A 14,806-nucleotide genomic window follows, 5' to 3' on the forward strand; every position below is an offset into this window, starting at 1 on the left:
ACTGGCCGCTGCCGACGCGGCCAGCGGTGCGGTCCCCACAGCGGAGGAGCCGTGCGCGCTCGCCGAACGGGTCGCCCGTGCCTCCGGTGCCACCCTCACCGCATGCACGATCCAGGCGTTCGTGGCGACCGTGGAGGCGCAGGCGGCGTACGCTGGTCTGGCTGCCGTCTCCCGCGCCCGTGCCGGGCCACCCGAGGGTCATTGACGGCCGCGCGACCTCACTCACTGTGAACGACCCCACACAGTGGTGTGTATGGTGTGCTTCGAAGAAAGGACGCCCCCTTGGCTGAAGGCAAGAAGCTCGTCATCGTCGAGTCCCCGACGAAGATGCGGTCTATTCAGGGATACCTCGGCGACGGCTATGAGGTGCTCAGCTCCGTCGGCCATATCCGTGATCTCGCCGACAAGAAGGACATCCCGGCCGCCGACAAGGAGGCCTACGGGAAGTACTCGATCGACATCGAGAACGGCTTCGACCCCTACTACGTCGTCTCCGATCGCAAGACGAAGACGGTCGCCGAACTCAAGCGCGCGCTGAAGACCGCCGACGAGCTCCTGCTCGCCACTGATGAGGACCGCGAGGGCGAGGCGATCGCCTGGCACCTTCTCGAGACCCTGAAGCCCAAGGTCCCCGTGAAGCGCATGGTCTTCCACGAGATCACCAAAGACGCGATCGAGGCCGCCGTGGGCAACACCCGCGAGCTCGATCACGACCTGGTCGACGCGCAGGAGACCCGTCGCATCCTCGACCGGCTGTACGGGTGGGACGTCTCGCCGGTGCTCTGGTACAAGGTCAAGACCGGTATCTCGGCGGGCCGCGTGCAGTCCGCCGCCACCCGTCTGATCGTCGACCGGGAACGCGAGCGCATGGCGTTCGTCTCCGCCGAGTACTGGGACGTCGACGCCGACGCCGCAGCGGCCGGCACCTCGTTCAAGATCCGCCTCGTCCGCGTCGACGGCGGGCAGCTCGCCCGCGGCACCGACTTCGACGACACCGGAAAGCTCAAGAAGGCCGTCGTCATCCTCGACGAGGCCACGGCGGCAGCCCTCGCCCAGGCGATCGACGCCGTCGGCGCCGGCAAGGTCACCAAGGTCGAGGCGAAGCCCGGCACCCGCAGCCCCTACGCGCCCTTCACGACCTCGACGATGCAGCAGGAAGCCGGCCGCAAGCTCTCCATGGGAGCGAAGCAGGCGATGGGCGTCGCGCAGCGCCTGTACGAGAAGGGCTACATCACCTATATGCGCACCGACTCCACGTCGCTGAGCACCCAGGCGGTGCAGGCGGCGCGGAGCCAGGCTGTGGCACTCTACGGCGACGCCGCCGTGCCGCTGAAGCCGCGTGTCTACAAGTCCAAGAGCAAGAACGCGCAGGAGGCGCACGAGGCGATCCGCCCCTCGGGTGACAACTTCCGCACACCGGCGTCCCTCTCCAGCGAACTCGACCGCGACGAGCAGCGCCTCTACGACCTCATCTGGAAGCGCACGGTCGCCAGCCAGATGGCCGACGCGAAGTACGAGACGACGACCGTCACGATCGCTGTCGACACCTCCGCCGAGCTCAAGGGCGAAGGAGCCGCCAAGGTCGCCGAGTTCACGGCATCCGGCACCGTCTACACGTTCAAGGGCTTCCTCGAGGCGTACGAAGAAGGTCGTGACGAGAAGCGCGGAGACGCCGACGCGGCCGAGAACCAGTCGCTCCCGGCCGTCGCCGTGGGCGACGAGCTCGCCGTGTCGGATGCCGAGGCCAAGGGCCACCGCACCACGCCGAAGCCCCGCTACACCGAGGCCTCGCTCGTCAAGGTGCTCGAGGAGAAGGGCATCGGCCGTCCGTCGACCTTCGCCTCGATCCCCGAGACGATCCTCGACCGCGGCTATGCCGTCAAGCGCGGCCAGGCGCTCGTGCCGACCTGGCTCGCCTTCAGCGTCGTGCGACTGCTCGAGGAGCACTTCGCCGACCTCGTCGACTACGACTTCACGGCCGCGCTCGAAGACGACCTCGACACCATCGCCCGCGGCGAGCAGAACCGCGTCGAATGGCTGAAGTCGTTCTACTTCGGCTCCGACTCGCGCACCGGACTGCGTCAGGTGGTCGACAACCTCGGCGAGATCGACGCGCGTGCGCTGAACTCCACGCGCATCACCGACACGGCCACCCTCCGCTTCGGAAAGTACGGTCCGTACCTCGAGATCACCGACCCGGAGAACCCCGACGCGAAGCCGCGCATCGTCAACGTGCCGGAGGATCTCGCGCCGGACGAGCTCACCCAGGCCAAGGCGCAGGAGCTCATCGACGCTCCCGTCGCCGGCGACCGCGTTCTGGGGGAGAACCCCGAGAACGGCAAGATCATCGTCGTCAAGGACGGCCGGTTCGGTCCGTACGTCCAGGAGAACGACCCGGTGTCGGAGGACGCCGCCGTCGATGAAGCGACGGGTGAGGTCGTCGAGGCGCCCAAGCCGAAGCGGGGAGCCAAGAAGGAGACGGCGCCCAAGCCGCGCACCGGGTCGCTGTTCCGGTCGATGTCCGTCGACTCGATCGATCTCGAGACCGCGCTGCAGCTGCTGAGCCTTCCCCGCGTGGTCGGCACCGACCCGGAATCCGGTGAGGAGATCACGGCCCAGAACGGCCGGTTCGGTCCCTACCTGAAGAAGGGCACGGACTCCCGGTCGCTCGAGAGCGAATCGCAGATCTTCGACGTCACCCTCGAGCAGGCGCTCGAGATCTACGCGCAGCCGAAGTACGGTGCGGGGCGTCGAGCCTCCAGCGCGCTGGTCGAATTCGATGCCGATCCGGTCAGCGGCAAGCCGATCCGCATCCGCGACGGTCGCTTCGGCGCGTATGTGACCGACAGCGAGACGAACGTCACGATCCCGCGCGGACAGAAGGTCGAAGACATCACGTTCGAGCTCGCGGTCCAGATGCTCGCCGACAAGCGCGCCAAGGGTCCTGCTCCCAAGCGCGGCGCCCGTTCGACGGCGGCCAAGAAGGCCCCGGCCAAGAAGGCCCCGGCCAAGAAGGCTCCCGCGAAGAAGCCGGCGGCGAAGACCGCCGCCTCGAAGTCCACCGCCTCGAAGACCGCGGCGAAGAAGACGGATGCCGCGACCTCTGCAGCACGCTCCGCCGCTGCGAAGAAGGCGGCGGCGACGCGTGCGGCGAACGCGGCAGCGAAGGCGGACTCGTGACCCCAGGTCGCGGTATGTGGATCACGCTCGAAGGCGGCGACGGCTCGGGCAAGACCACGCAGTCGAACCTGCTCGCGTCGTGGCTGACGGATGCCGGTCGCACCGTGCTCCGCACGCGCGAGCCGGGCGGGTCGGAGGTCGGGCAGCTGATCCGCGACATCGTTCTGCACCACCGGGGCGACATCGCCCCGCGGGCCGAGGCCCTGCTGTATGCCGCCGACCGGGCGCATCATGTCTCGACCGTGGTCCGACCGGCTCTGGCGCGGGGCGAGGTCGTGCTGCAGGATCGGTATCTCGACTCCTCCGTCGCGTACCAGGGAGCCGGGCGCGTGCTGGATGCGACCGAGATCCGCGACCTGTCGCTCTGGGCCGCCGAGGGGGCACTCCCCGACATGACGATCCTGCTCGACCTCGACCCGGGCGCAGCTCGTGTACGCCTCGACTCGGCCGACAAGCCGTTCGACCGACTCGAGGCGGAGAAGGCGGAGTTCCACGCCCGCGTCCGCGATGCGTATCTGGCTCTCGCCGACGCAGAACCCGCGCGGTTCCTGGTGGTCGACGCCGCGGCATCCGCTGACGAGATCGCCGCCGTGATCCGCGCCCGCGTCGACACCCTGCTCGCCTCCGACTGAGCGGCGAGAGCGGCGGCGCGTACGCGGTGCGGCGGGCGTCGGTGCTCCCGATTAGGCTGAGCACATGCCCCAGACTGTCGCCGCCCCCTTCCCGTGGGCCGATGTGTGGGGGCAGGACGAGGCCGTCGAGACTCTGCGCGACGCGGCGTCCGATCCGTCCGCGCTGTCCCACGCGTGGCTCATCACGGGCCCGCCCGGATCAGGGCGATCGACGCTCGCGCATGCCTTCGCCGCCGCGCTGATCGCCGATAGACCAGACGATGAGAACACGATGCGCCAGGTCCTCGCCGGCACGCATCCCGACGTCACGGCGCTGCGCACCGACAAGGTCATCATCACGATCGCCGAGGCGCGCGCTCTCGTCGAACGGTCGTATTTCGCCCCGTCCGCCGGCCGCTACCGGGTCATCATCGTCGAAGACGCCGACCGCATGGTCGAGCGCACATCGAACGTGCTGCTCAAGGCGCTCGAAGAGCCGCCGGAGCAGACGGTGTGGATCCTGTGCGCGCCGAGCGAGGCAGACCTGCTGCCGACCATCCGCTCCCGGGTGCGCTCGCTGCGGCTCCGCGAACCCGACGTGGCCGACGTCGCCCGTCTCATCAGCCTGCGCACCGGCGTCGACGAGGTCATCGCCGAACAGGCCGCCCGGCACGCGCAGCGCCACATCGGCATGGCGCAGCGCCTTGCCACCGACGACTCCGCTCGCCGCCGACGCGACGAGACGCTGCGCTCCGTCCTGGGCGTGCGCGGAGTCGGCGACGCCGTCGAGGTGGCCGGCCGGATCATCCAGGCCGCCACCGAGGATGCCAAGGCCCTCACGGCCGAACGTGACGCGACCGAGCGCGCCTCGATGCTCCGCACGGTCGGTATCGCCGAGGGTCAGTCCGTGCCGCCGGCGCTCCGTGCGCAGCTCTCCGCGCTCGAAGACGATCAGAAGAAGCGCGCGACCCGAAGCCTCCGCGACGGCATCGACCGCGTTCTCACCGATCTGCAGTCCCTGTTCCGCGACGTCGTCATGCTGCAGTTCGGCAGAGGCGACGATCTGATCAACAGCGAGCTGCGCACCGAGCTGAGCGCGCTCGCATCCGCCTGGCCCGAGACACGTACTCTTGTCGTACTTGACCACCTTGCCGAGACGCGGCAGTCGCTGGAGCGGAACGTCGCCCCGCTGCTCGCCCTGGAGAGCTTGCTCGTGACGATCACGAGCGGGAGGAAACCGTGAACAATCGATCGACTTCCCGCTTCCGCCGCGCAGCCGCGATCATCGCGGGCCTGGCCGCGGCGACCGTCGCCCTGTCGGGCTGTCTGTACGCGATGATCCCCGAGCAGGCGGCGCCGCGTCCCTCGTCGACCAACGCCCCCGACACCGAGGGCGTCGCCGAAGACCTGCTGCCGTTCTACTCGCAGACGCTGACGTGGACCGAGTGCGGCACCGGATTCGACTGCACCGACGTGCGGGCTCCGCTCGACTGGGAGAACCCGGGGGAGGGGGAGATCACCCTTTCCGTCGTCCGCCACCAGGCCGAGGGCACCGCGATCGGCTCGCTGCTCACCAACCCCGGGGGCCCCGGTGCGAGCGGGGTCGACCTGGTCCAGAACAGCCTCGACTTCGCCGTCGGCGCCGACCTCATCGAGAACTACGACGTGATCGGCTTCGACCCTCGGGGCGTCGGCGCATCGACCGCCGTCACCTGCTTCGATGCCGCGGCGATGGATGACTACCTCTACGGCATCCCGGCCGCACCGCGCGGCACGCCGGAGTGGGAGGCGGAGCTGCTCGACTCGCACAAGGCCTTCGCCGACGCGTGCGACGCGAACAGCGGCGGCATCCTGCCGTACATCACCACGATCAACGCCGCGCGCGACATGGATCTGATCCGCGCGGTGCTCGGCGACAAGCAGCTGAACTACCTCGGCTACTCCTACGGCACGTTCCTCGGGGCGACCTACGCGAAGCTCTACCCCGAGAAGGCGGGTCGGCTCGTGCTCGACGGTGCCATCGACCCCGCCGTCCCCGGGCTCGAGGTCGGCGCCACTCAAGCTCTCGGCTTCGAATCGGCGCTGCGCGCCTACATGCAGAACTGCCTCGATTCCGGCAGCTGTCCGTTCAACGGCACCGTCGACGACGCGATGGCCGACCTCGGAGCGCTTCTCGCGAGCGCCGACCGCACCCCTCTGGCGAGCGGCGACGGACGCATGCTGGGAGCGGACTCGCTGATGACGGGCATCATCGCGGCGCTGTACTCGGAAGACAACTGGGGCATCCTCACCCAGGCGCTCGAGGAAGCACTGCAGGGCGACCCGACGACGGCGTTCCTTCTCGCCGACTTCTACAACGGCCGTGAGAACGGCTCGTACATCGACAACTCCTCGGAGGCGTTCCGTGCGTACAACTGCATGGACTACCCGGTCGAAGACGACCCCGACGCCGAGGCCGCGATCGAGAAGAAGATCGCCGAGGGCGCCCCGACGATCGCCCCGTACTGGAACGGACCCGACTCCTGCTCGGTGTGGCCGTACCCGCCCACGGGCACGCGCGGCGAGATCACGGCCGAGGGTGCAGGCCCGATCGTCGTCGTCGGTACGACCAACGACCCGGCGACCCCGTACGAGTGGTCGGAGTCGCTCGCCGGTCAGCTCGAAGAGGGCGTGCTGATCACCCGCGTCGGCGAGGGCCACACCGGATACAACAAGGGCAACTCGTGCGTCGACGACGCCGTCGAAGCGTTCCTGATCGACGACGTGGTGCCCGAAGACGGCCTGCGCTGCGAGTGACGCGGGCTCGATTCGCGACCGCGGACGAGACAGGGTAATATCGGTGATCGCGCCGCTCACGCGTCGCACGCCGCTTTAGCTCAGTCGGCAGAGCATTTCACTCGTAATGAAAAGGTCGTCAGTTCGATTCTGACAAGCGGCTCCGAAGGCCCCGTGATGCGAAGAACATCACGGGGCCTTTCCCTTTCCCGTGGCGTATTCCCACGGCGTACCCTCGAACCATGAGCAGAGCACTTCTCATCGTCGATGTGCAGAACGATTTCACCGAGGGTGGCGCCCTCGCCGTCGAGGGAGGCGATGCGGTGGCTTCCGCGGTGTCGACTTTCCTGGCCTCGCACGCCGCGGATTACGCCGTGGTCATCGCGTCACGCGACTGGCATCATGCCGAGGGCGACAACGGCGGGCATTTCCACGAGAGCCCGGACTTCGTCGACACCTGGCCGGCGCACTGCGTCGCCGGCACGGAGGGTGCGGACTACGACCCCTTGCTGACGACGGATGCCGTCACGCATCACGTGCACAAGGGCCAGGGGGTTCCCGCGTATTCGATGTTCGAAGGCAAGACGGAGGACGGGTCGACCGTCGGAGCGGTGCTGACCGATGCCGGCGTCGTCACCGCCGATGTCGTGGGCATCGCGACCGACCACTGCGTGCGTGCGTCTGCGCTCGACGCGATCGCGCACGGCATCCGGGTGCGGGTGTTCACGGATCTGGTCGCCGGCGTCGGTGCGGAGTCGAGCGAGGCCGCCCTGGCGGAGCTGGCGCATGCGGGCGCGGAACTCGTCGAGAGCACCGAGGCGTGAGCCGCAGCGTTCTGCTGCTGCGGGCGGTGAACGTCAGCGGCCGCAACAAGGTGCCGATGGCGCGCCTGCGTGAAGTGCTGGACGCGGAGACCGACCTGACCGACGTATCCACGTACATCGCCAGCGGGAACATCATCTGTGCGACGCCGAAGAAGCCTGGCGCCGCGTGCAAGGCCGTCCATGCGGCGATCGTGGCGGAGTTCGGCGTCGACACCCCGGTGATCCATCGCACGCGCGCGCAGCTCGTCGCCTCGGAGAAGGCTCAGCCGTTCCCCGAGGGCGAGGAGAAGTTCGTGCACGCCATGTTCCTGGAGGGCTCGAGCAGGGCCGGCGCGGTGGAGGCGCTCGAACACCGGCTGCTTCCCGGCGAGCGGCTCGCGCTCATCGGCGACGACCTCTGGATCGACTACGGAAGCGGCGGGGTGCATTCGACCAAGCTCACCGGGGCGGTGCTGGATCGCGCACTCGGCGTCGCGGGAACGGCGCGGAACCTCCGCACCGTCCGGAAGCTCATCGAGCTGACCGCATGAGCGAAGCGGATGCCGTCGCGCTGGCGCTTCCCTTCACCGGGCGGTGGCTGGTGCAGAACAGTCCGGCATCCCGCGTACCCAGTAACGGCACCGAGCTCTACGGCACCTCTCATGCGATCGACTTCGTGCCGGTGGGCGATGACGGACGCAGCGCGCCGCGCACTCTCGCGAGCATGTTCACGACCGAGCGCCCCGACGGTTTCGCCGGCTTCGGCCGACCGATCCTCGCGCCGGTGTCCGGCGAGGTCGTCGCCGTCCTCGACGGACAGGCCGACCACGCCGCCCGTCGCTCGGCGTTCGCGCTGATCGGCTACGCGCTCACGCAGCCCTCCCGCATCCGGCGCGGCGCGTCCGCGATCGCCGGCAACCACGTCGCGATCCGCGTGGGCGACGCGCTGGTGCTGCTCGCGCATCTGCGTCAGGGGAGCGTCCGCGTGCGGCCAGGCCAACGCGTCGTCCTGGGAGAGCCGCTGGGCGAATGCGGCAACTCCGGAAACAGCACGGAGCCGCACCTGCACGTGCAGGTCTGCCCGTCCTTCGAGCGGAACGCCCGCGGCATCCCGCTCCTGTTCACGAACCGGGTCGGAGGTCGCTGGGTGCCCCGGAACGGTGAGATCGTCACCGCCTGAGCACGTCGTTCACGGCTGCGGAGCGGAGAATCCGATGCTGACGGCGGCCGGCGGCATCTGCGGATGCGGCTGCAGGTCGACGCGACGCATCGCGCACTCGGCGCACCGCACGTAGAGCACGGTGCCCTCGCTGGTCGGATGCCGCGACTCGACGAGCCACGCGTGCTCATGCGTCGTCGGCTGCGGGATGCGGGGGATGGGGAGGGTGTGCAGTGCGGTCATGGATCCAGCGTGATGTAATGCTCTTATGCATCTCAACCCTTACGGTGAATATGCAGTCCTTCTGGCGGCATCCCTCGCCAACGACTGGCCGGAAGACCGTGCCGGCATCGAGGAGCGCACGCTGCAACTCGGGATGACCCAGACCTTCCCGCCCGCCCCCGACGATCACGCGAAGATCAGAGCGATCGTCGACGACTGGCTGAAGATCGTCGACGAACCGGATGCCGATGCCCGCGCCCGACTGCTGAACGCGGAACTCGCCGCCGCGGCCGCCTATCCGCGGCTGACGAACCACGACGGCGAAGGATGGCACCTGCACTACCGCGACGACGTGAAGTCCCTGCCGTACGTTCTGAGGGCCATCATCAACCTGGGCACGTCACTGCACCTCGTCACGCGGGGGATGAGCCGATTGGGGCGCTGCCAGGCGGTTCCGTGCACCAACGTGGTGGCGGATGTGACGCGGAACGGCCGTCAGCGCTTCTGCTCGGTGCGCTGCGCGAACCGGGCCGCCGTCCGACGGCACCGGGCGCGCAGCGTCTGAGATCGGGCGTTCCGGCCGTCAGGCCGTCTGGCCGGCGTGCGTGCCTTCGCCGATCTCCTCGACGACCTTCGCGTTGAACGCGGGGAGGTCGTCCGGGGTGCGGCTGGAGACCAGGCCCTCGTCGACCACGACCTCTTCGTCGACCCAGGTCGCCCCGGCATTGCGGAGGTCGGTCTGCAGGCTGGGGTAGCTCGTGAGGGTGCGCCCGTCGACGACGCCGGCCTCGATGAGAATCCACGCGCCGTGGCAGATCACTCCCACCGGCTTGTGCTGATCGAAGAACGCGCGGGCGAGGGCGATCGAGGGCTTGTCCATGCGCAGGTGATCGGCGTTCACGACGCCGCCGGGCAGCACGAGCGCGTCGAACTGGTCCGCGGTGGCATCCGCGGCCGTGAGGTCGACCGACTGCTCGTGGCCGTTCTTGCCGGTGATGCGGCCGCTGTCGGGAGCGATCAGAGTCGCACTCGCGCCCTCGGCGGTCACCGCGTCCCACGGGCTGGTCAGCTCGCTGTCCTCGAATCCGTCTGTCGCCAGGAATGCCACTCGGCTGCCGGTGAGAGTCATCGTTCGTCCTTTCGTGGGGAGTCATGTCCCGGCGGGATCACGGGAACACGGTTCGACTCTCTCGCGGAGGGCGGAGATGGTGAAAGGGGGTGGTCGAACGCGGACGGCGGTGCTATACGCGGGTCGAGGCGGCGGGGAGCGCCTCAGGCCAGGTATCGCCCCAGCGCCTCGAGGAGGCCGCGAGTGCCCTGCTCGCGCCCGACCCCGCCCTCCCAGAACTGGTCGAAGAAGACGCCGTGCTCGATGTGCGTGAATCGGGTGCCTCCGTCGATCGCCTCGAACTCGAGAGACGCCACGGAGGTCGACATGTGCACGCCGTCGATCCACATGTCGTAGGTCGTCACGATGCGGACGTGTTCGACGATGTCGGTGTAGGTGGCTTCATAGCGCGAGGTCGGACGGTCATGGAACGCGCTCTCGGCGATGTCGCGTCCGCCGACACGGAAGTCGAAGACCCACTCGCGGGCCTTCATCGATGATCCCGCTCCCCACCAGCGGAGCTTCTCGTCTTCCACGGCGAAGGCGTCCCAGACGCGCTCGACGGGGGAGGGGTAGTCCCGGGTGAGGTCGAACCCGGAGCGGGCGAGCCGGCGCTCTGTCGTCATCGGCTCGTCCTATCGGGTCAGGGTGACGTGGATCTCGCCGCTCTCGGCGACCTCCGTCGTCACGGTGTGGGTGAGGTCGAACCCGCGCAGGTCGTCCCACAGGCGATTGCCGCGACCGAGGAAGATCGGCGCGACCATCAGGTGCAGGTCGTCGACCAGGCCGGCGCGCAGGAAGTCTCGCGCCGTGCGGTATCCGCCGCCGATGCGCACGTCGAAACCGCCCGCGGCCTCGGTGGCTTCGGCGAGCACGTCTTCGATCGCGGCGTCGCGGAAGTGGAAGGTCGTGCCCCCGTCCATGGGGATCGGTGGACGAGGAGCCGTGTGGGTGAGCACATAGACCGGAGTGCCGAACGGAGGGGTGTCTCCCCACCACCCCTTCCAGTCCGCATCGTCGGGGAAGGTGTGGAGGCCGAACATCCCCGCCCCCATGATCTCGGCGCCGATGCCGTCGAAGAACGACCTCGCGTACCTGTCGTCGACGCCGGTCGTGCCGGCGCCGCTGGTGTCGCCGAAGATCTTCTCGCGGAAGGTGCGGGTCGCTGCATACGCGGCGGTGATGCGCCCCCAGTCCTCGCCCATCGGATTCTCGGGCGTGGGCGTCGGGTCGGCAGGCGTGTAGCCGTCGAGTGACGTGAACAGGTCCATGCGAACGCGGGTCATGTCAGTTCTCCTTCGGGGTGGTGCGGGTGAGATGGATGCCGAGGCGATCGGCCTGATGCTCGGCGGGAGTCCGCTGCTCACCCAGCCACAGGTGCAGCACGTCGAGGGCGCCGGGTCGAAGGGTCACGGTGCGGACGCGTCCGTGCTTCTCCGAGGTGATGACGCCCGCGTCTTCGAGCACGCGGAGGTGCTGCATGAGCGACGGCAGCGCCATCGCGAACGGGGCCGCGAGGTCGGACACCACCGCGGGGGACTTCGCCAGCCGCTCCACGACAGCGCGACGCGTCGGATCCGCGAGAGCGCGGAGCACGGCGTCGACGTCATCCTGATAGTTAGGCATTTGCCTAACTGTACGACAAGGCGTCGATGTCGGCAAGGGGCTCGTTCATGGCGAGAGAACGCCAATTCCTTCCCATCCGCTCATAGGTCGCGATCGCATGGCAGTTCCGGCAGCGCACGTCGCACTTCTCGACCTCGGCAGCCACCAGAGGGATGTTGAAACCGTTCCGCACCAGCTGCATGACTCCGTCACGCTTGCCACTGCCCGGACGATGATCGAAATCGAGGACTCTGAGATCGCGCTCTCCGCAATCCACGCAGGGATGACGTCGCAGGTACTCGGAGATGAACGCGATACTCGCTCGTCTCTGTGCGTTCGACCTCTCACGGATCACCGCGATGTGGTGGTCTCGGTTGCGCGCATAGTAGGCGCGAGACGACGCACGGTTGCACTCTCGGCAGACCTCTTGCCGTCCGTCGGTGCGCGAAGACTTCCGATTGAAATCGGAGAACGGCTTGATCTCTCGGCAGGCGCCGCAGCGCTTCCTCGGCTCATCCGGCGCGGATGAAGACGGTGGATCCTGCATGTCGGCCCCAGCTCTCTCGCTGTGGGCACGATAGCGCGACCGTCCGACAGGCGTGAGTGTCGCGCCGGGAGATATACGGGTGGGCCCTGTGGGGATCGAACCCACAACCCGCGGATTAACTTGCCACTTCGGCTTTCGCCGCCGCCGTTACCGGCGTTCGTGGTCTGGACTGTCCCTTCACCAAGGCTCCCGCCGTAGGTGCCACCCGTCCAGTCTCTACACCTTCCGGACCGATGGTCCGGCTTGGCTCGGGATTGCCAACTGGTCTCCCAGGAAGGGTTCCCCGACTTTGAGTGGTGTCATCCTCGAGGTTTCCCCCGAGGCGCTCCTATTTTGTTGAAGTCCGCTGCTCTGCCAATTGAGCTAAAGGCCCGTGCGACAAGTCTAGTGCGCACAGAAGGGGCCGCCGGTGAACAGTGTCACCGACGGCCCCTTCTCCTTCTCACGTTCCTCCCCCGAGACGAGAGAAGGTCGCTTGCCGGGAAAGCCCCTCCCGGCAGGTTCTGTCCCTGATTACATCGGGGGCATCAGGACCGTGTCGATGAGGTACACGGTCGCGTTGGCGGTCTGGACGCCACCGCAGATGACGGTGGAGGTTCCGTTGACCATCAGGTCGTCTCCGCTGCCGGTGACCTCGAGGTCAGCGCCCTGAACGGTCGGGTGCGTGCCGACGATCTCGTCCGGAGCGATCTGGCCGGGGACCACGTGGTACGTCAGGATCGAGCTCAGCAGGGCGCTGTCGGTCTTGAGCGTCTCGATGGTGGCGGGGTCGATCTTCGCGAAGGCGTCGTCCACCGGTGCGAAGACGGTGAACTCGTCACCGTTGAGCGTGTCGACGAGGTCGACGTCGGGGTTGAGCTGACCGCTGACCGCGGCGACGAGCGTCTTCAGGAGGGGGTTGTTGGAGGCGGCCACGGCGACCGGGTCCTTCGACATGCCCTCGACGGAACCTGCGCCGTCCGGGACCTGCTCGGCGTATGCGGCGCAGCCGGCGCCGACGAGGTTCGCGGCCGGGTCCATCGCCTCTTCGCTGGGCGCTGCCGACTCGGAGGTCATCGGCTCCGACGACTCCTCTTCAGCCGGGGTGCTTCCCATCGAACAGGCGGAGAGCAGGAATGCGCTCGCCAGCGTGAGAGTGATTGCCGCAGTGACCTTCTTCTTGGTGCTGAACATCTCGAGCTCCTTCAGATTGAGCCACGGCCTCTCCGTGGCGTCGAGATGTGTTCGGAGCCCCGTCGCGATCGGATGGGGGAAATCTCGGAATCGGTTTTTTCGTCACCAATCCGTGATGTTCGCGGGCCTCGACGATCTCTCTCGCCTATAGGGGAGTATTCGCTCACGATCGGGTGACGCTGCACGAGAACGGGGGCAAGATGCGGCATGCTTGTAAGGATGGTCATCGATGGAATGGAAGTGCCCGAGGACGGGACGGCGAACGATGCCGTCGCCACCCTCCTCGTCCGCACCGCCGCCGGTGATCAGCAGGCCTTCGCGGAGCTCTACGACTCGCTCTCGTCCCGCGTCTTCGGACTCATCCTGCGCGTGCTGGTGAACCGCTCCCAGAGCGAGGAAGTGCTCCAGGAAGTTTTCCTCGAGATCTGGCAATCCGCTTCGCGCTTCGCTCCGAACAGAGGTCAAGGACGAGCGTGGGTGATGACAATCGCACACCGTCGGGCCGTGGATCGGGTGCGTGCATCCCAGTCCAGTGCGGACCGTGATGTGCGGGCGGGTCTCAGGGACATCGGTGTGGCGCACGACAGTGTGGCCGAGCAGGTGGAACTCGGGATCGACGGCGAGAAGGTCGTCGAAGCACTCACAGGACTCCCGGAGGCGCAGCGCGAAGCTCTCGTGCTCGCTTATTACGGTGGTTACAGTCAGAACGAGATTTCGGTGCTCGTGGGAGCACCATTGGGGACGATCAAGACACGCATGCGAGACGGGCTCACCCGTCTTCGAGCAGCCATGGGGGTGACAGCATGAACGAGCAGGAGTTCGCAGAACTCGCGGCAGGAGCCGCCATGAACGCATTGACGCCCGACGACGAGCGTCGCTTCCGCCATGCTCTCGTCGCCCACCCCGAGTGGCGCGGCATCGCCGAAGCCGACGTAGAGACCGCCGAGATGCTCTCCCTGTCGACTGTTCCGGAGACCCCGCCGGCCGGTATCCGGGCCGCGCTACTGGCCCAGATCGCGGAGACCCCGCAGGGCGGGATCCCGGCAGAACCGGCGGAATCTCCCGAATCCGCCGATGAGCTTCCGCGTGCCGATTCCGCGGCGTCCATCACGGCTCCGCGCCGGTGGAGCCGTGCCATCTTCGCGCTCGCCGCGTGCCTCGCGGTGCTCGTCGGTGTGGGCATCGGCGCCGTCGCACTCAACCAGCAGCTGAATCGTCCGGCATCCGTCGTCGCGCTGCAGGAGATCCAGTCCGCGCCCGACGCGCAGAAGGCCACGGTCGAGCTCGCCGACGGCGGCACAGCCACGGCGCACTGGTCGGCATCGGCCGGCGCCGCGGTGCTCGTCACCGACGGCATCCCCGCACCCGCAGACGGAAAGAGCTACGAGCTCTGGTTCGTCCGCGACGAGACGGCGGTTCCTGCCGGCGTCTTCGCGGTCGAGGACGGTCGTGCCACGGCCCAGCTCGAAGGCGACATGCACGCCGGCGATGTGATCGCCGTCACGGTCGAGCAGGCCGGAGGCTCGCCGACGGGAACGCCGACGACGGATCCGTTCATCGTGATCCCGACGGCCTGATCCCGACGGCCTGATCCCGACGGCCTGATCCGCCCGGAACGCGGGT

General features: G+C 68.0%; 17 protein-coding genes, 1 tRNA gene and 1 pseudogene. 12 read left to right on the forward strand and 7 right to left on the reverse strand.

The window, feature by feature from the left end:
- The 9 genes and pseudogenes from DW306_RS14230 to DW306_RS14270 form a co-directional block, all read left to right on the forward strand.
- A pseudogene (locus DW306_RS14230) lies at positions 1-205 on the forward strand (helicase); the annotation flags it as partial.
- A gap of 77 nt (positions 206-282) precedes the next feature.
- Positions 283-3,180, forward strand: coding sequence for a type I DNA topoisomerase (gene topA / locus DW306_RS14235; protein WP_136056255.1), 2,898 nt, complete (start codon positions 283-285; stop codon positions 3,178-3,180).
- Positions 3,181-3,194: 14 nt separating this feature from the next.
- Positions 3,195-3,812, forward strand: coding sequence for a dTMP kinase (gene tmk, locus DW306_RS14240; protein ID WP_136056256.1), 618 nt, complete (start codon positions 3,195-3,197; stop codon positions 3,810-3,812).
- A 64-nt stretch (positions 3,813-3,876) separates the two neighbouring features.
- The gene (locus DW306_RS14245; protein WP_136056257.1) at positions 3,877-5,034 is read left to right on the forward strand and encodes a DNA polymerase III subunit delta'; all 1,158 of its coding nucleotides are present in this window, start codon (positions 3,877-3,879) and stop codon (positions 5,032-5,034) included.
- On the forward strand, positions 5,031-6,587 hold the full coding sequence (locus DW306_RS14250; protein ID WP_136056258.1) for an alpha/beta hydrolase: 1,557 nt from the start codon (positions 5,031-5,033) through the stop codon (positions 6,585-6,587). The genes DW306_RS14245 and DW306_RS14250 overlap by 4 nt, the downstream gene beginning before the upstream one ends.
- Positions 6,588-6,656: 69 nt before the next feature.
- Positions 6,657-6,729, forward strand: a tRNA-Thr gene (locus tag DW306_RS14255).
- Positions 6,730-6,808: 79 nt separating this feature from the next.
- Positions 6,809-7,390: an isochorismatase family protein gene (locus DW306_RS14260; RefSeq protein WP_136056259.1), complete on the forward strand. Its 582-nt coding sequence runs from the start codon at positions 6,809-6,811 to the stop codon at positions 7,388-7,390.
- On the forward strand, positions 7,387-7,920 hold the full coding sequence (locus DW306_RS14265; RefSeq protein WP_136056260.1) for a DUF1697 domain-containing protein: 534 nt from the start codon (positions 7,387-7,389) through the stop codon (positions 7,918-7,920). The genes DW306_RS14260 and DW306_RS14265 overlap by 4 nt, the downstream gene beginning before the upstream one ends.
- Positions 7,917-8,549, forward strand: a complete 633-nt coding sequence (locus DW306_RS14270; protein ID WP_136056261.1) for a M23 family metallopeptidase — start codon at positions 7,917-7,919, stop codon at positions 8,547-8,549. Before DW306_RS14265 ends, DW306_RS14270 begins: the two co-directional genes overlap by 4 nt.
- Before the next feature lie 9 nt (positions 8,550-8,558).
- Here the strand turns inward: DW306_RS14270 and DW306_RS14275 are convergent, their stop codons facing one another.
- Positions 8,559-8,771 carry a hypothetical protein gene (locus tag DW306_RS14275; RefSeq protein ID WP_136056262.1) on the reverse strand — a complete coding sequence of 71 codons (213 nt, stop codon included), beginning with the start codon at positions 8,769-8,771 and terminating at the stop codon, positions 8,559-8,561.
- Between the two features lie 25 nt (positions 8,772-8,796).
- Between DW306_RS14275 and DW306_RS14280 the strand changes: the two genes are divergently transcribed.
- Complete coding sequence (locus DW306_RS14280; protein ID WP_136056263.1) at positions 8,797-9,315, forward strand: CGNR zinc finger domain-containing protein; 519 nt, start codon at positions 8,797-8,799, stop codon at positions 9,313-9,315.
- Positions 9,316-9,333: 18 nt separating this feature from the next.
- On the opposite strand, the gene DW306_RS14285 is transcribed toward DW306_RS14280, so the two are convergent.
- The 6 genes from DW306_RS14285 to DW306_RS14310 form a co-directional block, all read right to left on the reverse strand.
- Positions 9,334-9,879: a type 1 glutamine amidotransferase domain-containing protein gene (locus DW306_RS14285; RefSeq protein ID WP_136056264.1), complete on the reverse strand. Its 546-nt coding sequence runs from the start codon at positions 9,877-9,879 to the stop codon at positions 9,334-9,336.
- 143 nt (positions 9,880-10,022) lie between these two features.
- Positions 10,023-10,484, reverse strand: coding sequence for an SRPBCC domain-containing protein (locus tag DW306_RS14290; protein ID WP_136056265.1), 462 nt, complete (start codon positions 10,482-10,484; stop codon positions 10,023-10,025).
- A 9-nt stretch (positions 10,485-10,493) separates the two neighbouring features.
- Complete coding sequence (locus DW306_RS14295) at positions 10,494-11,144, reverse strand: dihydrofolate reductase family protein (RefSeq protein WP_136056266.1); 651 nt, start codon at positions 11,142-11,144, stop codon at positions 10,494-10,496.
- A gap of 1 nt (position 11,145) precedes the next feature.
- Positions 11,146-11,484 (reverse strand): metalloregulator ArsR/SmtB family transcription factor, encoded by a 339-nt coding sequence (locus tag DW306_RS14300; RefSeq protein ID WP_136056267.1) that lies wholly within the window; start codon positions 11,482-11,484, stop codon positions 11,146-11,148.
- A 4-nt stretch (positions 11,485-11,488) separates the two neighbouring features.
- Positions 11,489-12,010, reverse strand: coding sequence for a hypothetical protein (locus tag DW306_RS14305; RefSeq protein ID WP_136056268.1), 522 nt, complete (start codon positions 12,008-12,010; stop codon positions 11,489-11,491).
- 513 nt (positions 12,011-12,523) lie between these two features.
- A complete protein-coding gene (locus DW306_RS14310; RefSeq protein ID WP_136056269.1) occupies positions 12,524-13,183 on the reverse strand; it encodes a fasciclin domain-containing protein in 660 nt (219 codons plus the stop codon).
- A gap of 207 nt (positions 13,184-13,390) precedes the next feature.
- Between DW306_RS14310 and sigK the strand changes: the two genes are divergently transcribed.
- Both sigK and DW306_RS14320 read left to right on the forward strand, forming a co-directional pair.
- Positions 13,391-13,990 carry an ECF RNA polymerase sigma factor SigK gene (gene sigK, locus DW306_RS14315; RefSeq protein ID WP_205814187.1) on the forward strand — a complete coding sequence of 200 codons (600 nt, stop codon included), beginning with the start codon at positions 13,391-13,393 and terminating at the stop codon, positions 13,988-13,990.
- Positions 13,987-14,760 (forward strand): anti-sigma factor, encoded by a 774-nt coding sequence (locus DW306_RS14320; RefSeq protein WP_136056271.1) that lies wholly within the window; start codon positions 13,987-13,989, stop codon positions 14,758-14,760. The genes sigK and DW306_RS14320 overlap by 4 nt, the downstream gene beginning before the upstream one ends.
- The last annotated feature ends 46 nt before the right edge of the window (positions 14,761-14,806 follow it).

This window comes from Microbacterium sp. K24 (genome assembly GCF_004794465.1).
Lineage (GTDB): Bacteria > Actinomycetota > Actinomycetes > Actinomycetales > Microbacteriaceae > Microbacterium.